Annotated in this window: 24 protein-coding genes; 6 read left to right on the forward strand and 18 right to left on the reverse strand. The window is 32.5% G+C overall.

Translation table 11 applies throughout. The annotated features are described in order from the left end of the window. The first annotated feature begins 34 nt into the window (after window positions 1-34). A complete protein-coding gene (locus IRZ80_RS11575; RefSeq protein WP_194641724.1) occupies window positions 35-289 on the forward strand; it encodes an acyl carrier protein in 255 nt (84 codons plus the stop codon). Next, entirely contained in the window at window positions 286-771 is a 486-nt protein-coding gene (locus IRZ80_RS11580) for a 4'-phosphopantetheinyl transferase superfamily protein (RefSeq protein WP_194641725.1), read from the forward strand. Before IRZ80_RS11575 ends, IRZ80_RS11580 begins: the two co-directional genes overlap by 4 nt. Before the next feature lie 13 nt (window positions 772-784). Here the strand turns inward: IRZ80_RS11580 and IRZ80_RS11585 are convergent, their stop codons facing one another. Both IRZ80_RS11585 and IRZ80_RS11590 read right to left on the reverse strand, forming a co-directional pair. Continuing rightward, window positions 785-1,381, reverse strand: coding sequence for a 3'-5' exonuclease (locus tag IRZ80_RS11585; RefSeq protein ID WP_194641726.1), 597 nt, complete (start codon window positions 1,379-1,381; stop codon window positions 785-787). Window positions 1,382-1,384: 3 nt separating this feature from the next. Beyond that, window positions 1,385-3,301, reverse strand: coding sequence for a DUF294 nucleotidyltransferase-like domain-containing protein (locus IRZ80_RS11590; protein ID WP_194641727.1), 1,917 nt, complete (start codon window positions 3,299-3,301; stop codon window positions 1,385-1,387). A gap of 176 nt (window positions 3,302-3,477) precedes the next feature. Here IRZ80_RS11590 and IRZ80_RS11595 point away from each other — a divergent pair, with 176 nt between their 5' ends. Further along, window positions 3,478-3,984 (forward strand): DUF2911 domain-containing protein, encoded by a 507-nt coding sequence (locus IRZ80_RS11595; RefSeq protein WP_194641728.1) that lies wholly within the window; start codon window positions 3,478-3,480, stop codon window positions 3,982-3,984. Window positions 3,985-4,243: 259 nt separating this feature from the next. Here the strand turns inward: IRZ80_RS11595 and IRZ80_RS11600 are convergent, their stop codons facing one another. Then, window positions 4,244-5,146 carry a carbohydrate kinase family protein gene (locus IRZ80_RS11600; protein WP_194641729.1) on the reverse strand — a complete coding sequence of 301 codons (903 nt, stop codon included), beginning with the start codon at window positions 5,144-5,146 and terminating at the stop codon, window positions 4,244-4,246. Between the two features lie 146 nt (window positions 5,147-5,292). Here IRZ80_RS11600 and IRZ80_RS11605 point away from each other — a divergent pair, with 146 nt between their 5' ends. Together IRZ80_RS11605 and IRZ80_RS11610 are read left to right on the forward strand one after the other, a co-directional pair. Then, entirely contained in the window at window positions 5,293-6,522 is a 1,230-nt protein-coding gene (locus IRZ80_RS11605; protein ID WP_194641730.1) for a multidrug effflux MFS transporter, read from the forward strand. A 121-nt stretch (window positions 6,523-6,643) separates the two neighbouring features. Continuing rightward, on the forward strand, window positions 6,644-7,948 hold the full coding sequence (locus IRZ80_RS11610) for a rhamnogalacturonan acetylesterase (RefSeq protein ID WP_194641731.1): 1,305 nt from the start codon (window positions 6,644-6,646) through the stop codon (window positions 7,946-7,948). Window positions 7,949-8,366: 418 nt separating this feature from the next. On the opposite strand, the gene IRZ80_RS11615 is transcribed toward IRZ80_RS11610, so the two are convergent. From IRZ80_RS11615 to IRZ80_RS11685, 15 genes are all read right to left on the reverse strand, one after another. Continuing rightward, window positions 8,367-9,047: an ATP-binding cassette domain-containing protein gene (locus IRZ80_RS11615; RefSeq protein WP_194641732.1), complete on the reverse strand. Its 681-nt coding sequence runs from the start codon at window positions 9,045-9,047 to the stop codon at window positions 8,367-8,369. Next, complete coding sequence (locus IRZ80_RS11620; RefSeq protein WP_194641733.1) at window positions 9,044-9,961, reverse strand: ABC transporter permease; 918 nt, start codon at window positions 9,959-9,961, stop codon at window positions 9,044-9,046. Before IRZ80_RS11620 ends, IRZ80_RS11615 begins: the two co-directional genes overlap by 4 nt. Before the next feature lie 44 nt (window positions 9,962-10,005). Further along, complete coding sequence (locus IRZ80_RS11625; RefSeq protein ID WP_194641734.1) at window positions 10,006-11,136, reverse strand: hypothetical protein; 1,131 nt, start codon at window positions 11,134-11,136, stop codon at window positions 10,006-10,008. A 157-nt stretch (window positions 11,137-11,293) separates the two neighbouring features. After that, window positions 11,294-12,514, reverse strand: a complete 1,221-nt coding sequence (locus IRZ80_RS11630) for an immunity 26/phosphotriesterase HocA family protein (protein ID WP_194641735.1) — start codon at window positions 12,512-12,514, stop codon at window positions 11,294-11,296. Between the two features lie 697 nt (window positions 12,515-13,211). Then, window positions 13,212-14,273, reverse strand: coding sequence for a TIR domain-containing protein (locus IRZ80_RS11635; RefSeq protein ID WP_194641736.1), 1,062 nt, complete (start codon window positions 14,271-14,273; stop codon window positions 13,212-13,214). A 173-nt stretch (window positions 14,274-14,446) separates the two neighbouring features. Further along, window positions 14,447-15,778 carry a hypothetical protein gene (locus tag IRZ80_RS11640; RefSeq protein WP_194641737.1) on the reverse strand — a complete coding sequence of 444 codons (1,332 nt, stop codon included), beginning with the start codon at window positions 15,776-15,778 and terminating at the stop codon, window positions 14,447-14,449. Between the two features lie 211 nt (window positions 15,779-15,989). Beyond that, entirely contained in the window at window positions 15,990-17,078 is a 1,089-nt protein-coding gene (locus tag IRZ80_RS11645; RefSeq protein WP_194641738.1) for a PIN domain-containing protein, read from the reverse strand. 36 nt (window positions 17,079-17,114) lie between these two features. Continuing rightward, on the reverse strand, window positions 17,115-17,267 hold the full coding sequence (locus IRZ80_RS11650) for a hypothetical protein (protein WP_194641739.1): 153 nt from the start codon (window positions 17,265-17,267) through the stop codon (window positions 17,115-17,117). Between the two features lie 464 nt (window positions 17,268-17,731). After that, the gene (locus tag IRZ80_RS11655) at window positions 17,732-18,502 is read right to left on the reverse strand and encodes a hypothetical protein (protein WP_194641740.1); all 771 of its coding nucleotides are present in this window, start codon (window positions 18,500-18,502) and stop codon (window positions 17,732-17,734) included. A 220-nt stretch (window positions 18,503-18,722) separates the two neighbouring features. Then, window positions 18,723-19,262: a DUF3575 domain-containing protein gene (locus IRZ80_RS11660; protein WP_194641741.1), complete on the reverse strand. Its 540-nt coding sequence runs from the start codon at window positions 19,260-19,262 to the stop codon at window positions 18,723-18,725. Between the two features lie 166 nt (window positions 19,263-19,428). Then, on the reverse strand, window positions 19,429-19,581 hold the full coding sequence (locus IRZ80_RS11665) for a hypothetical protein (protein WP_194641739.1): 153 nt from the start codon (window positions 19,579-19,581) through the stop codon (window positions 19,429-19,431). A 729-nt stretch (window positions 19,582-20,310) separates the two neighbouring features. Beyond that, window positions 20,311-21,582 carry an NAD(P)/FAD-dependent oxidoreductase gene (locus tag IRZ80_RS11670; RefSeq protein ID WP_194641742.1) on the reverse strand — a complete coding sequence of 424 codons (1,272 nt, stop codon included), beginning with the start codon at window positions 21,580-21,582 and terminating at the stop codon, window positions 20,311-20,313. 165 nt (window positions 21,583-21,747) lie between these two features. After that, entirely contained in the window at window positions 21,748-23,082 is a 1,335-nt protein-coding gene (locus IRZ80_RS11675; protein WP_194641743.1) for a DEAD/DEAH box helicase, read from the reverse strand. Between the two features lie 90 nt (window positions 23,083-23,172). After that, window positions 23,173-24,711, reverse strand: coding sequence for a DEAD/DEAH box helicase (locus IRZ80_RS11680; RefSeq protein WP_194641744.1), 1,539 nt, complete (start codon window positions 24,709-24,711; stop codon window positions 23,173-23,175). Between the two features lie 109 nt (window positions 24,712-24,820). Beyond that, window positions 24,821-25,348 carry a DUF6155 family protein gene (locus IRZ80_RS11685; protein WP_194641745.1) on the reverse strand — a complete coding sequence of 176 codons (528 nt, stop codon included), beginning with the start codon at window positions 25,346-25,348 and terminating at the stop codon, window positions 24,821-24,823. Window positions 25,349-25,461: 113 nt separating this feature from the next. Between IRZ80_RS11685 and IRZ80_RS11690 the strand changes: the two genes are divergently transcribed. Further along, window positions 25,462-25,746 carry a DUF3817 domain-containing protein gene (locus IRZ80_RS11690; protein WP_194641746.1) on the forward strand — a complete coding sequence of 95 codons (285 nt, stop codon included), beginning with the start codon at window positions 25,462-25,464 and terminating at the stop codon, window positions 25,744-25,746. Window positions 25,747-25,812 lie beyond the last annotated feature (66 nt).

Below are 25,812 nucleotides of genomic sequence, written 5' to 3' on the forward strand. Positions count from 1 at the left end.
TATTAAAAATTTAATGTTATAAAAAAGTAAATTTATGGATAGAGAAGAAACATTAGAAAAGTTGAAAAATATAATAAAGCCTTATGTTCAAGATCAAGAAGCTTTTGAATCTCTTTCTGAAGAAACAGATTTTATAAATGATTTAAAAATAAATTCGGCTAATCTGGTTGATGTCATTTTGGATATTGAAGAAAAATTTGATATCATAATTGATAACGAATCGATGAAACAAATGGTGAATGTAAAAGAAGCTATCGGTATTATTGAAATGGAGCTGTTAAAAGAATGATTGGGAATGACATAATAGATCTGGACTTAGCCCGGAAGGAAAGTAATTGGAAAAGAAAAGGTTTTTTGGAAAAAGTATTTTCTTTGGAAGAGCAGATTATGATTCATAATGATTCCAATCCAGAATTAATGGTTTGGAATTTATGGAGCAGAAAAGAAGCTGCATATAAAATTTATAACCGCTGTACGGGGATTAGAGGCTATTTTCCGTCGTTATTGCAGTGTTTTTATGAAAATCAGAATTCAGGAAAGGTTGTTATTGAGGATTTTGTTTTTTATACCCAAACAGAAATTACAGAAAACAGCATTTATTCTATTGCAGTTTCTGATACTGCCGATTTTGACAGAATAAAATCTTTGGAAACATTGGAAAATGTAAAAAAGGCTAATGGAATTCCTTATTTTATGGATATAACTGCAGAAACAAAACGGCCGGTTTCTATAACGCATCATGGCCGTTTCAAAAAGATAATTTCGCTGTAGGGTTTATTGGATATTATTTAATACCTAATCTTTTCTTCAATTTCAAAAACAATAAAGCAATAGTATAGGCATCTTCCGAAGGTGAATTGCGATAGTTTTTTGGCAGTTTAAAAATTTCTGACAATTCATCTAATGAAAACTGTTTGTCATTGATGTCAATTAATTTTCGATACATGACATCGATATCTAAGGCTTCGTTCTTTAATCGGCCACAGCCTGAACGAATCAATGCACTGTTAATCATGTCAACATCAAAATCAACATGATGGCCTATTAAAACAGCATTTCCGATGTAGTCAATAAAAGCATGAATCGCTTCAGGTTCGCTTAATTTTTTCATTTTACTTTCAAGAATAAATTCATTTGAAAGTCCGTTATCATGAAAAAATTTGTATTGAAGTAAAATAGATTCAAAGCTGTCGCCAATGTGGATTCTGTTATTAATTATAGCAAATGATCCAATAGACAGAATCACATCTTTTTCGGGGTTTAAACCTGAAGTTTCAGTAGTAAATACGACATACCGCTTTGATTTTTGGTTAAACTTTTCGAGATAAGTTTTCCAAAATTCAGGGTATTCTTTATTTATATTTTTTAGCCAGTCAAGCATCTTTTATGAAAATTGCGTTAGTTTGAAATTACTTTTAATTAATTCTTCGAGTTCTTTCATTGGGGCTAAAGCATTCTTTAATTTTTCTTTTTCTAGTTTCGTTAGTTCGCTAATATTGATATATTGACCTGAATTTTCATTTTTTAGGCCTTCATCAACTCTGAATTTTGACAGAACTAAAAATGCTTCTGCGCAATTGAGATAAATATCGGAGTTTTCGGGGTCAATGATTGCTAATTGTTTAAAACGAAGATAAGTATTGTTTAGTCCTTTGATATTAAAATGCAATGCAAACAATCTTGCACCATCAATCAAAGGCATTAAAGCTTTTGTTTTTATGTCGAACTTGTCTTTGTGAGGTTCGTCTTCTTCTAGAGCAAATTTCTTGAAAAAAGTAAGAGGCGAATTTTTTCTTAAGGCATCATTCCCCAGAAAGTCAAAAAATAAGGAGTTATGTTCCTGATTTTTATCGATTACATTTTCTATCGCTTCGAATATCTTTTTCTCACCAAAAATCAGTTCTAAATCAAAGAAAATACTGCTCAGATCGTTGCTGTTCTCACCTGGAGTATTCATCCAGCTGTCATATTGTTTAGTCCAGTCTGTTAATGATTTACACCAAAGCATATTGCTTGCCATATGGCCGTTTGGACACAATTCGTAGCCTACTTTTTCGAGTACAGCAGTTGTTTTTTTACTTAATTTCAAAAAGTAATCCCTAACGTCTCTGTATCTGTCTGGAGTGACATCTTCAAATATTAATATACTGTCTTGGTCTGTAAGTAATAATTGTTCTTTTCTTCCTTGGCTTCCTATGCTTAGCCATACAAATCGTGCCAGCGGAGAGCCTAATTCTAGGATAGATAATTCGACTGCCCTTTTTAAAATGGCTAAATTTATTTCGCTCGCAATATTGTTTATGTTGGAAAGAGGAATGTTCTTGTGAATTGAATTTTGAATTAGTTCAGTCAGTCGCTCTCTAATTTGTTTTAAATCCTTAGGATTTGAAGCACGCTTGATTTCTTTGATTAAAACACCAGGATTATTGGCTTGCGCAATAATTAAATCATGTTCTGAAATCATGCCTTTTACTGCTGATTTATCGGTTCCGTCCAAAGTAACACATAAATGCGTTACATTGTTTTTTAACATCACAAGCTGTGCTTCAGCGAGTGAGATATTTTCAACAACAGTTACTACTGGAGAGGACATAATTGCTCTCATAGTCACCGTCAGCGGAAATTGTCCTGTAGCAATTTTAGAACACATGTCGGTATGAGTAACAATTCCGATAGGTAAGCTGCTGTCACAAATAATAACGCTTGTTGACAGGTTTGCAGTCATTAAGAGCGCAACATCTTTAGCGATATCATGAATTGAAGCTATAAGCGGCGATCTGTTGTAAGTCAGCGACTGAAAATACTGCATTTCCGACTTTTGATCTATATAAAATACATTATCACTGGCCAGTTTACCTCTTAAGTTTTCTTTTTCTTTAGGATTCCAGGTATTGTTGGCAAAACTTTCCAAAAGGAAGTTCAGCACATCTGGATTATTTGCAACAAAAGGTCTAAATGCAGCAATAGGAATAGCGTATATGATACTTTCTTCACGAGATTTTGAAGTCATCATATAATTGTTCTTGGCAAAAAAAGGTCTCAATCCAAAAACATCTCCAACGTGACATTTATTTAGAAGTGTTTCTTCGGCATCTGCAATAACAGACAGATGAATTGTGCCTGAGGCTACAACATAGAAACAATCGTGCAGTTTGTCATTTATCTGGAATAAAGTTTCATTTTTTTCCAGATTTAAAACACGAATATTTGTTGCTATTACTGATAATTCCTGAAAAGTCAAGTTGTCAAAAGGAGGGTATTCCTTTAAAAAATCAGCTATATTTTCTGCAATTGTATTCATAGTTTCGTTCTAAAAGTAAGGCTTGTAAAAATAATAAAAAATGGCTTCAAAACGAAGATATAAAATTGTTAAGTGTTTAAATTTCAGAATTGTTAAATTTATCACAAAATACTATGCGATAGTATGGTATTGGCTGCAATTATTTAATTTTAAATTAAAATCATTAAAAAAGTATTATGAAAGCCTTAAAAAATCAATTTGTTGTATTAATTGCGTTATTTACTGCAGCATTTGCAAACGCACAAGAAAAGCCTAAAAGTCCGGCAGAAACTGTAACCGGAAAAATAAAAGAAGCCACAATTACCATCAATTATGGAAGTCCATCTGTGAGAGCAAGAAAAATATGGGGAGAATTAGTACCATTTGATGCTGTCTGGCGTGCTGGTGCAAATGATGCTACAACATTTGAAACAGATAAAGATATTACTATTGAAGGGGCAAAACTTCCAGCTGGAAAATATTCCTTTTTTGTAATTCCAAATGAAAAAGAATGTACAATCATTTTTAATAAAGAAGCTAAACAATGGGGAGCTTATAAATATGATGAAAAGAAAGATCAGCTTCGTGTAAAAGTGAAACCAAAAACAGCAAATTCAAGCGTTGAAAAATTAGTGTATACGATTAATTCAAATGACGTGGTATTGAGCTGGGATACATGGAATATTGGATTTAATGTGAAGTAATTTCTAAAATAAATTTTAAGAAAGTTTTATAATCATCGCTAGCAATGGCGATGTTTTTTTTTGAACTCTCATTAGTATTGTTCGGGAAAGAGGCAGAGTTTTATAAGGATTATAATTACAGTTTGTTTTTGAATCTAAATTAGAATTTGATGTAGGTCAAAGTATAAAGGCATGGGTTTATAAAAATTCTATTTTACATAATATAAATTATAGTTCAAAAATATATGCTGGTGATTTTGGCTAGAAATGGCTGTTAACCTTACTGTTTGGTGTTTTTGTGTAAAAAATCATTTATTTCAGACAGTGTTATTACAGGATTAGCTCCTTCGCTTTGTGCAGCAATAGATCCAACAGCACATGCAAAATCTACAGCATGCTGCGGATTATTTTCATTAAGCAGTTTAAAAATTAATGAAGCCAAAAATGAATCTCCTGAACCAACAGTATCGACAACATTTACTTTGAATCCATGATTACGGTAAAATTTATTTTCAAAATATAAAATTGCTCCATGAGCTCCCAAAGTCACGCAAACAGTTTTTGTATTGGTTTTTTCAGCAATAAATTTAATATTCTGTTCCAAAGAATTTTTATCTGAATTTAAAGCTGCGCAGATTTCATTTAATTCATCATCATTAAGTTTCAGTAAATCAGATTCAAGTGCTAAATTTATTATAGTTTTTATGTTATAATATGGCGCTCTTAAATTGACATCAAAAATTTTATATTTAGCAGCGTTTAAAAGCTGTTTTAGTGTATTTTCAGAAACGGAATCTCTCGAGGATAAACTTCCGTAGACAAAGAAATCCGCATTTTTGACCATGAGTATATTCTCAGCTGTTAATTCAATTTTGTCCCAGGAAGACGGATAATTGATATTGTAAGAAGCATTTCCTTTGTCATTTAAAATTACATCGACCAATCCTGTGGGATAATTGTTTTTTACCTGTATTGCTTCAGTATTAATGCCGGCATTTTTGAGATAATTAAGCAATGTTTTTCCATCTTCATCGTTTCCAATTCCGCTGATTACAGCAATATCTTCGCCCAAAGAGCTTAGTCTTGAGGCAGCATTCAGCGGTGCTCCGCCAATTTTTTTCTGGTGCGGAAAAACATCAAAAAGAATTTCTCCGAAACAAACACCTTTTAGTTTATTTTTCATTTTTTGAGTTAAAAGATTGAATCTGATCTGTTTAAATTTTAAAGTTAAAGATACTAAAGATACGCTGAATATTACAGTTCAAAGCAAAGTACAATTATTACATAAGAGATTTCAAAATACTATCTTTGCAAAAGACAAAAAAGATTATGACAAAAGGAAAATATATTCAGCTGATACTGATTTTGGGTTCTATGACGGCTCTTGGGCCATTTTCGATTGATATGTATTTGCCTAGTTTTTCGGGCATTGCCAAAGATCTTCACACTTCGGTAACTTTGGTTTCAGAATCACTTTCCAGTTATTTTATCGGAATTTCATTTGGACAGCTGCTTTATGGACCGTTATTGGATCGTTTTGGCCGAAAAAAACCTTTGTTTATAGGACTGTTGGTGTATATTCTGGCTTCTTTGGGCTGTGCTGTGGTGGCTGATATTCATGTGTTTATCGGGCTTCGCTTTATTCAGGCTGTTGGGAGCTGTGCGGCTACAGTTGCAGCGGTTGCCATGGTTCGGGATTTGTTTCCAGTAAAGGAAATACCAAATGTTTTGTCTAAATTAATGCTGGTTCTTGGGCTTTCGCCAATGCTGGCACCAACCATTGGAAGTTATGTAACCACTTATTATGGCTGGCATCCAATTTTTTATATCTTAATGTTCCTAGGAACTTTTGTACTGATTGCATCACAATTGGGTCTGCCGGACAGCCATAAACCAGATCCAGATATTTCGCTGAAACCCAAACCAATCATTGCTAATTTTGTATCAATCATCAAAGTGCCACAGTTTTATACATATGCATTGACGGGATCTATTGCATTCTCTGGATTGTTCACTTATGTTGCCGCTTCTCCAATTTTGTTTATGGATATTTTAAAAGTTGATGCCACGGTTTACGGATGGATTTTTGCTTTTATGTCGGTTAGTTTTATTGGTTCCAGCCAATTGAATTCCATATTACTGCGAAGATTTTCTAGTGAGCAGATGATTTTTGGAGCTTTGACCGTCCAAATAACGATCAGTGTTATCTTTTTGATTTTGGCAATAAATGATGATCTGGGATTGTATGGAACAATGACACTGCTGTTTCTATTTTTGGCCTGTTTGGGGATTTCTAATCCCAATACTGCAGGATTGACCCTCGCTCCTTTTGCCAAAAATACTGGAAGTGCTTCAGCATTGATGGGTGCGACTCAATTAGGAATTGGTGCTTTGTCATCGTTTGCAGTTGGGATTTTTGTAAAAGATTCTATGGTTCCGATGGTTGCAATTATGACCTGCACCACGATTCTTGCTTTTATTGTTTTAAATATTGGCAAAAGAAGAATTAAAGAAACCATTGTGAATACTGGTGATGATGAGATTGTGATTGGGCATTAAAATCCTATTAATATTTTTTCAGAACTTCGAAAAAAGGACTATCAAATTTCATAAAAATAACAGCAATCATTGTACATTAGCAATCAGTTTATATCGAATAATTTTTTAAGAAACACACATTATGAAACACTTTAAAAGCATTTTTTTATTTCTATGCATAACCCACTTTTTCATTGCTAATGCCCAAGAAAACGCCCCTATTAAAGAATTTAATTTTGGTGCAAATACTGATAAAAAAACTGGTACAGTCATAAATAAAACTGTTGCTTATACTAAAGCTGCTGGATACGGATTTGATTTACAAACTGATAAAAATGTGGTGTTTGACGAAAAATCAATATCGGCTAAGAGTCCGTTCTATTTTTCAATGAAACTGCCAGAAGGTAATTATAGTGTGGAGGTTGTTTTGGGTGGCAGTAACAGCGGTATTACAACTGTGAAGGCCGAGTCCAGAAGACTGATGCTGCGGGAAATTAAAACCGCTGCTAATGAAACTAAAACAATGCGTTTTATGGTCAATGTCCGAACTGCGAAATTTGATATAAACAATACCATTACTCTTAAACCTGCTGAAATTAAAGGACTGAACTGGGATGAGAAATTGACTTTGGAGTTTTTGGGGACATCCATTGTTCAAAGCATCAAAGTTACCCCAGTTTCCAAAATTACAACAATTTATATGGCCGGAGATTCTACTGTTATGGAACATGATCTGGAGCCGTGGGCATCCTGGCCGCAGTTTTTTCAAAATTACCTGACGACAGATGTCGTGATTGCTAATTATGCTTATTCAGGCTTGACGCTCAGGTCTTTTGAATCCACATATCGGTTAGAAAAAATTTTCTACTTAATGGAACCAGGTGATTATCTTTTTATTGAGTTTGGCCACAATGACGAAAAAGCAACTGGAGACGGAAAAGCAGCTTCGGGAGTGTATACCGCTTTATTAAAAGATATTATTGTAAAAACCAGAAATAAAGGAGGTTCTCCAATATTGGTAACTCCAATACAAAGACGTATTTTTAATCCAAATGGGACATTAAAGCCTACTCACGGTGAGTTTCCAGATGCAATGCGAAAAGTGGCTCAAGAGATGCAGGTTCCTTTGATAGATGTTACTAAAATGACAACTTCTTTATACCAAAGCTGGGGTAATGAACTTTCAAAAAAGGCCTTCGTTCATTATCCAGAGAACACCTTTCTCGGACAAATAAGTGCTTTGGCTGATAATACCCATTTTAATAGTTTTGGTGCCAATGAAGTGGCTCGATGTATCGTACAGAATATTAAAAATGCAGGTTTGGATCTTGCTAAAAAAATAAAACCTACAGTTCCTCATTATATTTTTAAAAACCCAGGCAAACCAAGTGATTGGACGGTGCCAATGAGCGCCCGAATTGGAATTGACAAGCCTGATGGGGAGTAAAAATTTAGGTTGCTAAGAATCGCTTTATTAGTTCTGTTATTACAGTGTATAATCCAATTAACAGAATAAATAAAATGCCATACAGTCTATAGTCAGTAAAGAAATTGAAATAATATTCACCATCTTCTTCTGCCTTTTTTTTGTTATAGATTATCCATTTTACTGTAAAGAAAAAGATAATTAAAAATACAATTACATAAATTACTAATGCTGCTGTACTTTCATTTTTAATATATATAGCCGATAGAATCAATTGATGTTTTTTGTATAAAATATTTTATAGAACGTTCCAGTGCTTAGCCTAGGTTGTGAGCTTCGGAACTGATTGTTTTCTGTTAAAGATAAAACTTATTGCAAAACTTAAACGTGAATTTACCACAAAATTAGCAATATTGCCAAGTCTTTTACCAGCCGTTTTTTATTTTAAGTTTAATTTTTCTATTTTATTTCCAATTGTAAATGCTTTCATTTCACTTTCTAAATTGCTAAATTCATCTTTTAAAACGCTCTTAATAATTTCCCCATTTTTCAATAAAAATATTTCATCGCAAGTGTCGTTTAGTGTCGAAAAAATATGAGAAGAAATTATAATTGATTTCCCCATTTCTTTCAATTTTTGAATTATTTCGGTAATTAATATATTACTATGAATATCAACACCATTAAAAGGCTCGTCTAAAATGAATAATTTATTTTCCTGCAATAATATTGCTGTAAATGCAAGTTTTTTTCTCATTCCCGTCGAGTATTTTACTACATATTCATTCAATGGTAAATCAAAAATATTTTTTTCATTTAAATCGGTATTTGTTACATTTCTAGCATTGCTTAATAATTGAATATACTCATTACCTGTTATTTTTGAAAAGAAATAAGGTTCTGTTTGTAAATAGCCCAGAAAATCTTTAGGTTTTCCATATTCACAATTGATTACTCCGTTATGTTTTTCTAATCCGGCAATGCATTTGAACAATGTAGTTTTTCCTGCCCCATTTTCGCCAACAATTCCATAAACTTTTCCTTTTTCAAAGTTTATGTTAATGTTTTTCAAGACTACTTTAGAACCGTATGATTTTGACAAGTTTTCAATGCTGATCATTGTAATATTTCTTTTAATTTTTTCGTTGTTTGAATGTATAAATAAGGAATAATTAGCAATAATAATGGAGGAAGCCACAATGTTAAAGCAAATATAATTCCAAATCTAATATTTAATTTTTCAGGAAAAACGGAATATTTTGCTAACATAGTTGTGAAAATAAATAAATATCCTAAAAATTGAAAACCTAATATTATATCAATTTTTGTATAGAAAAATAGAGATAAACTTATAATTATTGGTAAGCATAAAATGGTTGAATATTGGATGATGTTTTTTAATTTATACCTTATAAATTCTTTTGGAGTCAAAGAAAATATCCAAACATAAAATTCATTTTCTGAATTTGTATAATAATTAAGACAAGAAAGTAAAGTCAGAATTAATGAAAAAATACCCAAATTAAAATTATTAACACTAATTGACATAAATGTCAAAAAATAAGCAAAGAAATAGATGAAATAATTTGACCTAAATCCTACTATAAACTCAAACGGATACTTATAAAAAGGAGTTGGTAATGTAAAGCTTGATTTGTTTTTTAAATCTATTAGAGAAAAAAGACAAGTCGAAATAAAAAGCAAAATCGAGCTCAAATATTTTTCTTGAAATAACAAAAAGGCTATAAATACTATTGAAACAATTATGTTTTCGATTATTCTTATTTTAATATACTCTGTTTTAGAATAACAAAGTTTCAAGAAATTGTTTCTGTTTATTTCGTTCAATTTTAGTACTAAACTTAAAGCCAATACAATATAGATATATTCAGCAAATTGAGTTTTTTCAAATAATTTCAACGAAATACCAATACATGCAAAAAGACCAACAACATATCCAATTACTGGTTCAATTCCCCATTCGGTTAATTGCCTGTTTATCATTTTGAATTGTAAGATAAAATATTCTTTCATTATTTTGGTGCGCTAAAATGGTTTGGAGCGTTCTGGTGTCGTAGTTATTCTTTCCTCTGAATTACAGTTCCTCCAAACCTCGCTTCTTGTGCAAAATATTCTTTGCCGTCAATAATACATTCATATTCATTTTTAGTGTCGTCAACTAAATTTCCATTCTTATCTAATTTATCTTTCGTAGCACATTCTCTGCAAATATACTTAGGATATCGTCCGTAATAACTTACTTCTTTGTAGCAATTGTAACAATATTGTTTTAACTCTGTTCTTTTATATTCATTACTCCAAACGCTATTTTCCCACTCATTTATTTTGTTGTATTCTGCATAAGTAAAGCTATGGTCTTTACGCAAATTATTAAAAAAAGAAATGATATATTTCGCCAGAATAAGTGGTTTTTCTGAGATACTTTGATGATGTCTGTACTTTAAAAACCATTTTTCATTTTTCAAAAAGTCGTCCCAAAATGAGTCCATACTATGATATGTTTTACATAGATTGAATATGTGTGAAGACCAAGCACCATATTGATTAGGAAGTTTTCCGCCAACAAAAAGATTAAATACGTTGTTCTCAAAAGCTAATTTGTATGTATTGTTTTCGTCAAAATAACCAATTATTACATCATTGTCGTTCAATTTCTTCAACTCTTGTTCATAGAATTTCTCTAATGTAGGTTTCGCATCTAAAATTCTTTTCTGCTCATCTCTTTCTTTAATTTCGCGATACATACTTTCGAGTAAGTTTTCTCTTTTTTCTTGTCTAAAAGCAATTCCTGTTGAAGTACTTCTATGTCCTATTTCTAGATACTCGAGTTCTTCATAAATAGAATCTGTATTATTTTCAGGTTCGTGTATTCTTTGGGTTATAAGTCTAAATTTTTTATCGTCTGAAACAAAAATAACCTTTTCGTAACTAAAATATTTTTTCCAACTCATTGGCTTAAGAATTTCTAATTTCTTTAAGTCAACTACAAATTGTTTTGATGGTATGCTTCTTATACGTCCAAGGTCTTTCCAATTGTTTTTATCTTCGTCAATCACACTTACGATTAATAACCCTGATTCAAAGTCGATAAATTTTTGGGATAATTTCCATCCTTTTTCAGGTACTAATTCAAAATCTCCAAATTCACATTTTCTAGTTCGAAATAATTTACTTTTTATGATTTTCATTGTTCACTTTATATGGATAGCTCCAAAGGTGCGAAGAGCTAAAGGGTGATGATTTGCGAACTGTCGAGTACGTAATCTATATGTTCAGTGGTTTATGAGGTGTACTCCGTCCCTTTAGGAGCGGAGCCGTCTACTCGATTAGGTGGCGTTTTTTTATTTATTTTACTTTTTCTAATATTTTTACAGTTTCCTCTGTATCAGTTATTTTGCAATTTTCTTCGTAAGTTAAACTTGAATCTAATCCAAATTCAGCCATAATTTCTTTTCTCAACATGTCATTTTTTGGATTTCTTAAATCAAATTCAGTTTTGTAATATGGTTCTCGATTAAAGTCAAAAATATTATTATTTTTTATTGTTTCAACTATATCAACTTTCCAATAACTTGTGCTAAATCCACAAGAATAATAACCGTAAGGATTGTGCATAAATCTTGAAGTACTATTTTCTGGTAAAAATATATTTTCACCGCTTATGTATTTATTGAATTTAGCTATAGGAAGTTCTCTATTAATTAAACCCCATTGTAAAAAAACATTTGTATCGCCAAATCTTATGCTTCTGCCATAAGATATTGGATATTCGAATTCTTTTTCTTCTAGTTTTTTATGACCAATTATTTCATATTCTCCGTAATGTAAATGGTTGTCCATCATAAAATCTGAAGGCAAAGCCTTTAGATTTTCTAATAATTTTATGTCAATGTTCTTTTCTAACGATATGTAGGGGTATAATTTTACCAAAACAGGCATTCCCATTAATAAATTTAGACCGTGATTTTTCTCTAATAAGTTACTTTTTCTTAATTTATTGATGTCAAGTAAAATTCGTCCAAATCCATAATTTTTTCTGTCAATTTTGTATGCAAAAAAATCACCTGATTTATATTTTACGTTTTTCTTTTTAGCATTTTTAAACTTGCTGATTTCTTGCAAATGATTTTCATCAGAGTTTTTTATGAAATCTTCAACCCAAAAACTAAATTTATTTTCTTCTTTTTGCGTTTTGTCTTCCCAATTGCTAGAGTAAAAAGTTGTTTTTGTAGTATGATTTCCAATTAATAAATATCCAAAAGAGGTTAATGAAAAATATACTCCAATAGGTGTTTTTGATGATAGAACTGATGCAGTTAATTTTTGTTCTTTTCCTTTACTTGTTTTTGGCAATATGATTTCTCTATTCTTTGTTAGTTCATCATATTGGAATTCTACATATTGATTTTGGGTAGAAATTAGATGTTTCTTTATTGTATTATCCTCAAAATATAAAATACTCGGTTGACGGTAAGTATCGCCTTTTAATATTACTTTTTCCCAATTTGGTTTTACTTTATCAAGTCCTAAATATTCTCTTTCTGTATTTGATAATTCAAAATTCATTTATTTGTTTGTTTTTTTCTGTCAAAATTCTAACTAACGTTTTATTAATATTCAATAAATCAAATGTTTGCAAAACTTTTTTTCTTATTAATTCCTTTCATTTTTCCGCTTTTCCGCCGTTAGCTTACGGGGTCAGGGCGGGAGTCTAGGGGGAATACCACCTAACGTTTTGCTAGTAGGAGATGGTCGGGCTAAATAAAGTAATTATTTTCGGATTTGCCAAATCACTCCAAATACAAAACCATTTTTCCATTAAGCTTATTGCCCAAATCCGTTGTAGTAGCGGTGTGTGCCCTGCATAAGCAGGACACACGCTGTAGTGTTTGATAAAAATTCGAAAATACAAATTTTGGATTAGAAAACAAATCCTACAGCGTGTATTTTTCCAGAGGGTGCAAGTCCCTTGTGGGCGGATTGAAACCCCGAACCTGTGGCAACGAGTTGCGAATAGATACCGCACAGGTCTCACAAACAAGGAAGGACTGAACGCAAATCCCCTAGAAATTCGATTAGGAAAGTTTACTTAGCCTAATCTTAAAGTAAATTATGTATAGCCCAAAAGGTGTAAAGAGCTAAAGGGTGATGATTTGCGAACCGTCGAGTACGTAATCTATATGTTCAGTGGTGTATGAGGTGTACTCCGTTCCGTTTGGGGCGGAGCCGTCTACTCGATTACCAGCTGGCTTATATTCTTAATCTAACTGAAATATAAATTTAAGTCTAAAACATCTTTCCAAAATATTTTATTTGAAATGGATAAAGGTGCATCATAATCATCTTCATATTGTTCGTAGAATTCAGAAGATAAATCTTTTGATATGAATAATTCGAGTTTATTGAGTAATATTTCAATTTTCTGCATCTTTTGAGTTTTACTAAAAACAGCTTCTAATTCTTCATTTATATAATCGTTAGCTAATGCCTCGTCTACTTCTTCACTATATGCTAAAGCTTTAATAGTAATATCTTTATTTGAAAAAGTTTTGAAAATGATTCCTATTATGATTGGATGGAAGTCAGAAAGTGCATCACACACTTTTTGTGTTAAATCTTCAAACTCTTCGTATTCACTTGTGTTTGCATACTTTTTTACAATTTCTTTTACATCGCTTTTATCTTTAGCTTTTTTTAAATCTTCGATAAAACTTTCTAACTCATTTTTCTCTTCGATTAACTTTGTTAACGTAGTTTCCAATTCATTTTTCTCTTCGATTAAGTCATCAAATTCTGCCCTATCTAAAGGCTTTTTAAAAGGATTAGCTTTTAAAAAAGCCTTTGTTTTCAAAACAAATTCTTTTTTTTTGGCTGTCCATCTATCACTCTTTATTAAGCTGTTTGGTATTTCAAGAGTTTCTTGCAGTAAATCTTTAATTCTGTCTAAACTTTTTTCGTCTAACAATTTTTCAATTTGGATTGGTTCTTGGATTACTCCAACTGTCTTATAATTTATTGGTTCTATTATAAGAGGAATTACTTTGGCAGATGTGACCCATCCAGCTCCCATTTCATTCATACAGACTTCACTCTCTTTATAGTTAGGAGATATAAAGAGAAAATTAATTTTAGCATTCTGCAAAGCACTTAAAATTGAGTCTCTCCAATCTGTTCCTGATTTTATTTTAGTTCCATCACTACTTGAAGAAAAAATTCGATTAATCGGTACGCTTAATCCACCTACTAATATTAAGTCTATAAAATCATCAACTATTTGTTTATCTTTTCCCGAGTGGCTTATAAATATGTCTTGATTTTGTTGCATTTTCTATGATTTTTTTGGTGCTTGCTGGTAACGGATTGCGGCTTGGCGAAGTGGCGGATTTAAAAGCACAAAGTTTCAATTTAGCACAAATGTTGATTAGAAATCCGAATGTTCAATTTAGCACCGAACCCGCCATTTTGCCAAACCGATGTTACCTGCTGTGCTTCTTTCAATTAGTAAGGTAGATTAACTTTATAAATTACTCTCATTTTGTCTCCAACTGTTATAACATTGTCAAAACGAATTAAATTTCCGTAATTATTTTGTCCTATGATGTCGATAGTTTTAAAGTCTGCTGTTTGTGCTTGAATACGCCAAAATTTAGTGTCCTTCGGTAATTCAATAATTATATTTTTCTCGTATTCAATACAAATATCAGGTATTGTAATGTCTTCACTACCCACTTCTTTAAATTCTTGAATTGTCGCACCATAGTAATATGTACAAGGATAGCCCCACGCTTCAAATTTTGCTTTTAATAGTTTCCCATTTTCTAGAATATCAAGCGAATTGAAGTTTGTCCAAGGACATCCTTGTCCAGATGCACTCTGACTATTTGCCACTTTGGTAATAAATCTTTGGTTGTCAGGAAGTCTATGAGGTTGCTCATAGGTGTAGTGTATAATTGGTTTTTTTTCTTGATGATGATTTGGTGTTGTATAATTGTATTGAGAAAATGGAACTATCGTTACCCAGTCTAATTTTGGTGACGTGTAGCTCAAATGGACTGAACATATCTGTCTTGGTAGTATTGTTATTGTAATGGGTAAATTAAAGTCTTTCACTACCCAATTTTTGAATATTAACCCTTTTTTGGTTTTTGTTTCAATCGTGGCGATAACTTTAATCTGAGAATTTTTCCCATTTATGGTTTTGTTATTAATTGTCGAATAGGATATAACAATTTCGCTTTCACTTGCAGACAATTTGTTTTCAGAAAAATTAGTTATTATGTCCCCGTTTATTTTTAGTGTTTTTATTCTTGATTCATATTTGTCTGAATTGAAACCAAAGCCAATACCCATTACTTTCATTCGATAGTCTGCTTGCTCTTGTTTAAGTTGAGTGATGCCGTCAACCCGTTGAACAAAAAAACTACTCTTTGCCCAAGGTGCAATGTCTCCTACAATTTTTTTGACATCTATGACCATTGCATCTTTAAGTTCAAAGGTTGAATTAGTCATTTTTTCTGCTGTAAGCCTAAATGATTCAATTTGATTAAGAAGTTTTTGATTTTCGCTGCTCAATTTACTAAACGTCTTATCAAGGTCTTTTTCCAATAGAAGATTTAGATTTTTTGCTGTCACATCAAGCTCGTTGGCTGTCTTTGCAATTAAGGCATTGCCAGTATTATTAGCGTTGCTCATTAATTGGTTTGATGTAACTTCAAACTGTTTGAGTATATTCTTTACATACTCTCCACCAGCAATTACTCCGATAATTTCAGTCTGAGAATAGCTTGTCGTTGCTAATAGTAGCAGAAATGGTAAAATTATTTTTTTCATACTTTTTGCTATTTGTGTTGTTATTATTTGTTGATTGTCGTTCTTGTGTCGTTTGTTGTCCAGCATAGCAGGTAACGTTCCCTTGCTACAATAGGTTTGGGGTTAAATTAAGCATTATTTTCGGATTTGCCTAAACTTCCCAAATACAAGACCATTTTCAAATTAAGCCAATTGCCCAAATCTCTTGTAGCAAGTGTTAGCCGTAGTGATTTTATAAAGTAAACATTTCGTTTTCTGCTTCATCAGCAATGTCAGATTCAGTCGGAATACTTGTATAAGTACAATTTATCGAAACATCTGCGTCTTCAGGTTTTTCTCCATCTTCAAAATATGTTTCTAATGATATTTCTGCTGTTTGTGTACTTTGCATTTCAATCTCTCTTGTTGCTTTTTGAATGAAATAATATTTATCATCTTCTTTGTCATAACTACTAAATGTGTAATCATCATATGTAACTTGTGCTGTAAACGTTATATCATAATCTAATTGAAAAATATATTCTCCTGAAGATGAATTTTCTTCAACTAACAATGCATCATAAAGAATTGTTTCTTCTATTTTAACATCAGATATTTCAATTTCAAATCCGATTTCATCCGATATTTTTTCAATAAATGCGTCATTAATTTTCTCAATTATATTTTTGCTATTAATATCGAATATTTCAGTAATCCATAAGGTTTCATCAGTTTGGTATTGCTTATTAATCTTATCAAGCATTATTTTTATGTTTGGAATTGTAATAATCTCGCTTGAAACATAACTTTTAAAATCTGGGTCATCACTTATTAAATAAATTTGCTCATTTTCTTTTTTACACCAATTTTCAATAGCCGATAATACAATTGCATCTGGAAATTCATATTTCTTTTTCCCTAAACTAAAAGGAGGTTTTTGATTAAAGTAATTATTTACAACATCAGTTATATTAGCAAGTTCGAATGCTATAAACTTAACTTTTCCCTCTATTATAAAATTTTCTAATTCAATCGAAAGTTCATCAAAATTTAAATTAATTTCTAATTTTGGTAAATCGATATATGGTTTGAAATTTTGTAAATTTTTTAAAATCTTACCTTTATTAGAAATAGTTTTTTTGAAATTATTAATCTCTTGTTGAGCATTTAATAAATTTTCTTTAATGTTACTTTGAATTTCATTTTTTGTTATTTCAGTCAAATATATATTGACAGTTTCTGAATTTCCAAATTCAGCCAAACGCTGTAAATTTTTATTTTGAAAAAAGTTATTCGAAACAAAAACTTGCGTATCTATAAAAATATTTCTTGTTTTAAGCATTTTGTTTTTTTTATCATTACGGCTAACGTGTTGCTACTACAGCGGGTTTGGGATTAAATTAAGACCATTTTTCGGATTTGCCAAATCATTCAGATACAAAACCATTATTCCATTAAGCCGATTGCCCAAATCCGTTGTAGTAGCTGTTACAGGAGGGTTTTTCTTTAGCACGATTTTTCTCTTTAGCATTTTCTATTCCAATTTTTTAAGCTTCGGTTTTACGTTTTAGTTCGGAAGTTATGTTTGATAAATTCCAATTGTTGGGAAATAAGGAGCAGAGATTAATTTTTGGCTTTCAAGATTACGTTTCAAATGTCAGCGTTAGTTTGGCAGATTAAGTTTTTCACTCCTCAGTTTATCAATTCCTATTTTCACGTTTCTGCTTTTCGGCGTAAGTTTGGCAGATTCCAATTTTTCAAATTCGGCGTTCTGTCTGCGTTCTGTTTTTTACGTTTCTGCTTTGATTTCTATTGAAAATGAAAGCGTTAATTCGGCACGAATTGGCTGTAAACTCTCCTGTAACGTTTGGCTAGTAGGCGATGGGCGGGGTTAAGTAAGCGTAATCTTTAGGTTAATCACTATTTTCCAAGTACAAAACTATTTTTAAATTAAGCCTAATTCCCGACTATTGCTTACTAGCTGTTGTAAGCAGTTTATTTGAATTTTTCAATTCCTTCTTTACTTTTAGCTTTCAGATATTCTACCAAATCATAACACTCTTTTTTGAATTCAGACCATTCATAAACTCTATCTAGAACCTTAAGTTTAAATTTTAAATAAGTTGTGTTTTTTAATTCCTCTTCTGTTATTTCCATTTTTTTTTGATGCTCTTGCTTTATACATTCTTTAATAGCAATTTCACGATTTTCCTCCATTTGCTGTTCGTAATCCCTTTCATTATCTATCTCAAAAGTCATTTCTATCTTAAATGCACTGGGTATACTTACAATCTGAAAATTAGAAATATTCCTTTCTGATAGTTTGTTTTTTTCTAATTCTGATAATTTCAATCTTTCAAACAATTTGTTTTGTTTAGGAGGAATTGGAGTGAAAGTCGTTTCAGTATTAAAATAATTATTAATATTCCTTACTTCAATTAAATCAGGATGAAAATTCCCTTCTTTTTGATTTAAAGTTCTTATGGTATTTACAGATTTAGAAAACTCACTTTCTTTAAGGAAATTTTGAATTTCTAAATACCATTCTTCAAAATGAATATGTTTATTTTTAAAACATTTTTGCATAACAAAAGTTACACTTCTAATTGAATTTATAAATGCATTGAATTCATATTTGAAATGTTGTGAATTATTTTTTCTTTTACTTATATCACCATCTAATTCTTTCCAAAATTCTTCCATTCTTTTGAGATGATATACAGATTCCAACCATTTATCTAGAAGTAATATTTCTTGTTCACTCATTTTGTCTTTAAATTGCTTACAACGTTCCCTTGCTACAAGAGGTTTGTGGTTAAATTAAGCCTTATTTTCGGATTTGCCTAAACATCCCAAGTACAAGACCATTTTCAAATTAAGCCAAATGCCCAAATCTCTTGTAGCAAGTGTTAGCGGTTCGGCAGTTTATGTTTTATGTATGTCCATTCCAATTTATTCCAATTGTCTTTTCCAAGTTTAATTATTTTTAAAATCTATAACCCAAATTAAAACCTAATCTCACAACTTGCGTGTGGTCAGTCTTTTCAGCATTAAATAATAGTTTTCCCCAACCAGCGTTAACCTCAAATATAAATCCACTTTTAGTAACCCATTTACTTCCTAAACCTAAACCAAGGGAAAAATCAATTACATCAGAACCTTCAGTAAATTTTGAATTATCATTTGTATCATATATTTTTTTTCCGTCAATTGAGCTTAACATACCAAAACCTTCGGCAAAAAAACCAGAAGCAAATTTCTTTCCAAAATATCTTCTATAATATGGTGAGATAGAGTAATTTAAATCTTCTTCTGATTTATCGTTATCGAAGACAGTAAAAACTGAAACACCTAATGAAGACTTTTTATTTAAATTTCTTTCATAAGTTCCTTCAAGTGTGCCAGTTAGAGGTAGTAACACATTTAATTTTACTTCATTTTTTTTCTCATTTGTAGAGTTGCCATTTTGTGCATTAACAGCACAAACAGAAAATAACATTACAATTATTAAGTATTTTTTTTTCATAATATATATTTGATTGTTTAGGCAAACATATATTAATTTGGCTTAAAAATTGTTAATTAAATCTACGTTTCAAGTTAAAATTAATACAATTTTTCTGTGTAAAAATATTTTTTTTTAATTATGTTTTTTCTACGTTCCAACACTGCTGACCGCTAACGTGTTGCTACTACAGCGGGTTTGGGATTAAATTAAGACCATTTTTCGGATTTGCCAAATCATTCAGATACAAAACCATTATTCCATTAAGCCGATTGCCCAAATCCGTTGTAGTAGCTGTTACAGGAGGGTTTTTCTTTAGCACGATTTTTCTCTTTAGCATTTTCTATTCCAATTTTTTAAGCTTCGGTTTTACGTTTTAGTTCGGAAGTTATGTTTGATAAATTCCAATTGTTGGGAAATAAGGAGCAGAGATTAATTTTTGGCTTTCAAGATTACGTTTCAAATGTCAGCGTTAGTTTGGCAGATTAAGTTTTTCACTCCTCAGTTTATCAATTCCTATTTTCACGTTTCTGCTTTTCGGCGTAAGTTTGGCAGATTCCAATTTTTCAAATTCGGCGTTCTGTCTGCGTTCTGTTTTTTACGTTTCTGCTTTGATTTCTATTGAAAATGAAAGCGTTAATTCGGCACGAATTGGCTGTAAACTCTCCTGTAACTAGTTTATACAAGAAACAACCCATCGTAAATTAACCCAAATCGAAATGTTATACGAAGGTTTGTTTTTTCAAATGTATAGTTTTTTTATCAGAAATTATATCTTAATGAAAACTAAATAGATACACGTTATTTTCTTTTTTTATCAAAATAAAACCACTTTATATTTAGGCTAATCATAATCATCAAAATTATTCCGATTAAAATATAATCTTTCATTGGAAGATTTTTAAAAGCTGGTTTCTGAATTTTTTCCATTAAACCAATACAATAGGGTATAAATAGATAAATAGTTATAAATAAAAATATAAGTTTTGCTATAAATTTCATTTTGAATCGATTTTTCAATTGTGTCATTTTATAATCTAGATTATTCACAATATGATTTTTTCGTAAGCTACACCTCCTCTTTTACTCTCTTCTCAGGTCTGATAATCATTCTCAACGATTGATCTTTGGAGAAATAAGCAATCATCCAATGGTAGAAAGTATTGATTCGGTTGCGGTAGGTTATCAAGGACATCAGGTGGACAAATAACCATATCATCCAGGCAAAAAAACCTTTGAAATGCATTTTGGGTTTGGGCAAATCGACAACCGCTTTGTTTTTTCCAATGATTGCCATAGAACCTTTGTCATTGTATTTGAATGGTTTTAAGGCTTTGTTTTGAAGCATTAGTTTGAAATTTTCGGCTAAGTTTACACCCTGCTGGATTGCTACCTGCGCCACCTGTGGATGACCGCCGGGAAAATCGGCGTCACTCAGCTGTATGCAGGTATCGCCGATGGCATAGATGTTTTCGGTTCCGTTGACCTTGTTGAAGGCATCGGTTGCCATGCGCTTGCCGCGTCCGTAACTTTCTGCCGGAATTCCTTCAAATTCTTTGGCTGAAACTCCTGCTGCCCAGATTAAATTTTTGGTCTGAATGGTTTTTCCATCAGCAAAGAATACGGTATCATCTTTATAATCTACTACTCGGGTATTTAGTTTTACGACCACTCCGAGTTTGGTTACTGCATCCAAGGTGTCTTTTTGGGATTCTTCACTCATTGGCGACAGTAAGGCATCTCCTCCATCGACCAAATAAATATTACTGGCAGATGTTTGCAGTTCAGGATATTCTTTTAGCAATATGTTTTTTCGCATTTCGGCAAACATTCCCGATACTTCCACTCCAGTAGGACCTCCACCAGCAACAACTATCGTCAAAAGTTTTCTTCGCTTATGAATGTCCTTGCAAATGGCTGCTTTTTCCAGATTTTTCAATAATGTATTGCGCATTTCGATAGCATCATTGAGTGTTTTCATTGGAATGGCATTTTTTTTGACATTTTCCATTCCAAAATAACTCGTTTCGGCTCCCGTTGCAAAAACCAGGTAATCGTAATTTAATTCGCCGTTATTGAGGATGATTTTGTTCTCTGCTGGAATTACTTTTTCCAATTCGCCCAAACGAAACTGCAGATTTTTTTTGCCTGCAAAGAATTTTCGGAAAGGATAACTGATGCTTGAAGGCTCTAGAAAGGCTGTTGCTACTTGATAAATGAGCGGCGGAAAGAAATTATAATTGTTTTTATCTACAAGAGTTACCTCGATACCTTTTTGGTTGGTAAGTTCTTTGGCTAAATTGATTCCGGCGAAACCTCCGCCTATGATTACTATTTGCATATTGACTTTTATTAGTGATTAGAAACCTCGCCCCCAGTCCCTCTCCAGCGGAGAGGGAGGCTTGTTGGGACTCAATTAACTATGTGTTAGTAAAAACCTAACTAGATTATTACTGACGCTAATTGTTACTATTTATAAAAGTACAATATATATCTAGGAGTAAATTTAGTTTTTGAATTTTTTAACAGGCTTTTCCGCTATTTCAGTTTTATTCTGCAGCAGATAATTGGCTAGTAATTTTTCTATCAGTTCGTCTTTGGTTAGGTGATGAAAAATAGTTTTTATTTTTGTTTTTAATTCAGCATCCACGTCGTGATTGGGTTTGGTTTTGAAAATTTGTTTTGCCCATAACAGGGTATTATTCTCTTCAATACTAGCAACTGATGGTTTTTTGTATTTAGAAAACTGGATTCCCAATTCTCTTTCAAAATCAGCAATTTCAGTTTCTTCTTCGGGCTGTAAAACGGTCAAAGAAAGCCCTTTGGCTCCTGCCCTAGCCGTTCTTCCGCTGCGGTGAACATACACTTCATAAACGTCTGGCAAATGATAATTGACAACATAAGAGATTGCTGCCACGTCAATTCCCCGCGCAGCCAGATCGGTAGCCACCAGAATATTGATATGTCCTTCGCGAAACTGCTCCATGATTCGGTCACGGATTCCCTGCGACAGACTTCCGTGCAATGCTCCTGATGAAAATCTGTTTATGGCTAAGTTTTTTGCCAGTTTATTGACAGCTGCTTTGGTTTTGCAAAAAATAATACCTCTCTCCCCTTCTTTCGAATTCAGAAAATGCATTAAAACATCCAATTTCTCTATAGGTTCTACCACGATATAATTATGGTCGATCCCTTGATTGCCTACAGTTTCCATGCTGGCACTAACCTGAATCACATTTTTGTTTAAATAATTCTGGATTAACTGCTTAATGGTTCCAGGCATTGTTGCCGAAAACAAAAATGTTCTGTATTTTTTAGGAAATTCGGCAATGATTTCGTCCAAAGCTTCTTTAAGAATCGATATCATTTCATCGGCTTCATCGAGAACCAGGAATTTTGTTTCCTTTAAGCTGATAGCTTTGCGCTGCAATAAATCGATTAAACGGCCAGGTGTTGCTACAACAATATGTGCAGGCGATTTTAACCGCTCAATCTGCGGTTTTATTGGAATACCACCACAAACAGCAGCTATGGAAATTTCTGGAAGATATTTGGCAAAACTTTCAAGATTATCAAAAATCTGATGTCCTAATTCTCTGGTTGGAACCAGAATTACTGCCTGTACAGCAGCAGTATTTGTATCAATTAACTGCAGTAAAGGCAGTCCAAAAGCTGCGGTTTTCCCCGTTCCTGTTTTCGCAAGTCCCACGATATCTGCTGTGTCTGATATCAATAGCGGAATGGTTTTCTGCTGAATTTCGGTTGGGGTTACAATTCCCATTTCGGTAATTGCTTTTAGTATTCCTGCTGAAATTCCTAAATCTGAGAATTGTTTTGACATGCTTTTTCTTTTTAGACCTCACCTTCAGCCCCTCTCCAAAAGAAAGGGGAGCGTTGACGTTTGGTTTTATTGCTTATATCTGATACTATATTAATCCAGTTCGTTCATTACCTTTTCACGGTATTTTTTACCTATCAGCAACAGAAGTTTCTGCTTGTAATCATCTAACAGCCATTCTCTGTAATTTTTACTGCATTGGCTGAGACATTTTGAGAAACGTTTTACGCGGTCTTCAATATCTGCCTCCAATTCTTTTGAAAGCGCTTTGGCTTCCTGCAGTTCTTCGGTATTATCGACACACATTGCTGCGTGCTGATCTATCGATTTATCCAGAACTACTTTTGATCTTAAGTTCTGAGCTATAGCGAGTTTGTGTTCTTCATCTACATCAAAAGTTACATCGGCAGTTTTGCTGAATTTGGCCCGCAATTCAGGAGGCATTGCATATTTGAAATGCAGTTCGATTTCGCTGTCGTCTCTTAAATTTTCTAAGTAAAATTCAGGTGATTTAAAGATATGCTGCCAGTTTACAGGATCGCTCCATAGACCGAAACGGGCGGCGTTATTTCCTAAATCAATCACGGTAAATTCATCTTTTCCAGGTAATTTTCGGGAACCACGACCAATCATCTGGAAATAAAGCGTTAATGATTTGGTAGCTCTGTTCAAAATGATGGTTTCAACAGTCGGTTCGTCAAAACCGGTTGTAAGGATTCCGACAGAGGTTAAAATTGCATCCGGTGTATGCTTGAACCAATGAAGGATTTCTTTTCGCTCCTCGTTACTGCTGGTGTTGTCCAGGTGGCGGATGCCGTAGCCTGCTTCCCTGAACGTTTCATAAACATATAAGGAGGTGTTGATTCCGTTATTGAAAATCAGGGTCTTTTTGCCCAATGATTTTTCGGTGTAAGCATGCAGTAATTTTTCCTGCATGGCCATGTTTGTATATAAATCGTCTGAGGATTTTACGGTGTAATCTCCGTTGATACCTACTTTTAGCGATGTTAACCCAACGTCATAGCTGTAAGTTATTGCTCTTGCCAAGAAACCGTTGTCGATTAACGAGCTGATGGTATCTCCCACGATCAGTTCATCATAGCTTTGGTGCATTGGCAGTTTTATATTGGAACTCAATGGAGTTGCCGTTACTCCAAGGATAAATGCATTTTTGAATGATTTTAATAATTTTCGGAAAGAATTATAATGCGCCTCATCGATAATAACCAAACCGATGTTATCCAAATGCAGTTTTTCGTCATTGATACGGTTTTTCAAGGTTTCTACCATCGCAACAAAACAGGAATAATCGTTTTGGTCCGGAAGTTCCTTTACTTTACTGTTGATGATTTTATTTTTTACCTCAAAGCCTTTTAGCATTTTTGATGTTTGCTTGCACAGCTCGATACGGTGTGTTAATACCACAACTTTTTTGTCGTGCTGAGACAGATAACGGCGGACAATTTCAGAAAAAATTACAGTTTTTCCACCGCCTGTAGGCAATTGATACAGCAAATGATGCTGTGCCGGAGCATTATCTATACGGTCAAAGATGGCATCAATATCTCCCTGCTGATAAGCGTAAAGTTCTTTTCTCGATTCAATTTCAATTTCTAAATTCTCTTGGTGCATTGTGTATTTTTGGATTTTTGCAAAAATACGCCTAAAAAACAGTTATTAAGCCATGTTTTTTAAAAAAATATCCTTGGAATTAAATTAAAATGATTTTTTAAACAGCATTTTATTCTTCCAAAACAGCAATACCTGCTTTGAAATCAGGGAGATTGTGCCATTTTTGGTGTAAAACTTCTTCATAAATACCAGTCAGCCGTGAATTAAATTCGGTTATAATTCCATTTGAAATAATGAATTTTATGGCTTGTTCAAATGAATTAAACATGCTTTTGTAAAATAATTCCTGTTTTATGATGTTTTCTGAAGCAAATGTCTGTGCAATTTCGATGTTGTAAAGCATTACATCGGCAATGACAAACGGATCTACGCCCAATGTTAGAAAATGTTTGATGTATTTTTGAGCTACTGACCGTCTCATTTTTGGCTTTTTTCTTTTGCCTTTTGTCTGCAGCGGAAAATACTCATGAGAAATTTTGAGTTTGCATTCCTGTAATAGTCTGTCTTCTTTTGGGTTGAATACAAAATCATAATAAACTTTTACTGGACTGAATTTTTCATACAATTCAATAATCTGCTCTTCCAGCTGTTCTTTGTTGAGATCGTTCAGGTATTTTTTTAAATCGCGCTTGCTCATTGCTCATTATAAATGTTTAAGAATAACAAAAGTAATTTAGTTTTCTAATGTATACACCGATAATCATTGATATTGACTAATTTTGCCTTTTAATTCAAAAAAAACAAATACAAATGCTTAAGATTTTTAAGATTACCGCTATTTTAGAAGGAATTTCCTATTTGGTTTTATTTTCGAATATGCTCTTTATCAAACCATCAAATATCGAACTTTATAAAACATTATTGTACCCTATCGGGATGAGTCACGGTGTATTATTTATTGGTTATGTTATTTTAGCTTTCTTGCTGAAGAATTCACAAAATTGGAATGTCAAAGATTTCGGATTTATTCTGGTGGCTTCTTTGCTGCCGTTCGGGACTTTTTACATGGAGAAAAAATATTTGAAAGCAGTTTAATAACGCCTAAAACCACGGCATTCACTTTTAAAAGTTTCTGACACTAATTACACTAATTTGAACGAA

The organism is Flavobacterium sp. HJJ (assembly GCF_015351475.1).
Classification (GTDB): Bacteria; Bacteroidota; Bacteroidia; order Flavobacteriales; family Flavobacteriaceae; genus Flavobacterium; species Flavobacterium marginilacus.

Bases quoted from the DNA above. Each gene is read 5' to 3' on its own strand.
- IRZ80_RS11575 (WP_194641724.1), top strand. From the start codon at position 35: ATGGATAGAGAAGAAACATTAGAAAAGTTGAAAAATATAATAAAGCCT.
- IRZ80_RS11580 (WP_194641725.1), top strand. From the start codon at position 286: ATGATTGGGAATGACATAATAGATCTGGACTTAGCCCGGAAGGAAAGT.
- IRZ80_RS11585 (WP_194641726.1), bottom strand. From the start codon at position 1,381: ATGCTTGACTGGCTAAAAAATATAAATAAAGAATACCCTGAATTTTGG.
- IRZ80_RS11590 (WP_194641727.1), bottom strand. From the start codon at position 3,301: ATGAATACAATTGCAGAAAATATAGCTGATTTTTTAAAGGAATACCCT.
- IRZ80_RS11595 (WP_194641728.1), top strand. From the start codon at position 3,478: ATGAAAGCCTTAAAAAATCAATTTGTTGTATTAATTGCGTTATTTACT.
- IRZ80_RS11600 (WP_194641729.1), bottom strand. From the start codon at position 5,146: ATGAAAAATAAACTAAAAGGTGTTTGTTTCGGAGAAATTCTTTTTGAT.
- IRZ80_RS11605 (WP_194641730.1), top strand. From the start codon at position 5,293: ATGACAAAAGGAAAATATATTCAGCTGATACTGATTTTGGGTTCTATG.
- IRZ80_RS11610 (WP_194641731.1), top strand. From the start codon at position 6,644: ATGAAACACTTTAAAAGCATTTTTTTATTTCTATGCATAACCCACTTT.
- IRZ80_RS11615 (WP_194641732.1), bottom strand. From the start codon at position 9,047: ATGATCAGCATTGAAAACTTGTCAAAATCATACGGTTCTAAAGTAGTC.
- IRZ80_RS11620 (WP_194641733.1), bottom strand. From the start codon at position 9,961: ATGAAAGAATATTTTATCTTACAATTCAAAATGATAAACAGGCAATTA.
- IRZ80_RS11625 (WP_194641734.1), bottom strand. From the start codon at position 11,136: ATGAAAATCATAAAAAGTAAATTATTTCGAACTAGAAAATGTGAATTT.
- IRZ80_RS11630 (WP_194641735.1), bottom strand. From the start codon at position 12,514: ATGAATTTTGAATTATCAAATACAGAAAGAGAATATTTAGGACTTGAT.
- IRZ80_RS11635 (WP_194641736.1), bottom strand. From the start codon at position 14,273: ATGCAACAAAATCAAGACATATTTATAAGCCACTCGGGAAAAGATAAA.
- IRZ80_RS11640 (WP_194641737.1), bottom strand. From the start codon at position 15,778: ATGAAAAAAATAATTTTACCATTTCTGCTACTATTAGCAACGACAAGC.
- IRZ80_RS11645 (WP_194641738.1), bottom strand. From the start codon at position 17,078: ATGCTTAAAACAAGAAATATTTTTATAGATACGCAAGTTTTTGTTTCG.
- IRZ80_RS11650 (WP_194641739.1), bottom strand. From the start codon at position 17,267: ATGCTAAAGAGAAAAATCGTGCTAAAGAAAAACCCTCCTGTAACAGCT.
- IRZ80_RS11655 (WP_194641740.1), bottom strand. From the start codon at position 18,502: ATGAGTGAACAAGAAATATTACTTCTAGATAAATGGTTGGAATCTGTA.
- IRZ80_RS11660 (WP_194641741.1), bottom strand. From the start codon at position 19,262: ATGAAAAAAAAATACTTAATAATTGTAATGTTATTTTCTGTTTGTGCT.
- IRZ80_RS11665 (WP_194641739.1), bottom strand. From the start codon at position 19,581: ATGCTAAAGAGAAAAATCGTGCTAAAGAAAAACCCTCCTGTAACAGCT.
- IRZ80_RS11670 (WP_194641742.1), bottom strand. From the start codon at position 21,582: ATGCAAATAGTAATCATAGGCGGAGGTTTCGCCGGAATCAATTTAGCC.
- IRZ80_RS11675 (WP_194641743.1), bottom strand. From the start codon at position 23,082: ATGTCAAAACAATTCTCAGATTTAGGAATTTCAGCAGGAATACTAAAA.
- IRZ80_RS11680 (WP_194641744.1), bottom strand. From the start codon at position 24,711: ATGCACCAAGAGAATTTAGAAATTGAAATTGAATCGAGAAAAGAACTT.
- IRZ80_RS11685 (WP_194641745.1), bottom strand. From the start codon at position 25,348: ATGAGCAAGCGCGATTTAAAAAAATACCTGAACGATCTCAACAAAGAA.
- IRZ80_RS11690 (WP_194641746.1), top strand. From the start codon at position 25,462: ATGCTTAAGATTTTTAAGATTACCGCTATTTTAGAAGGAATTTCCTAT.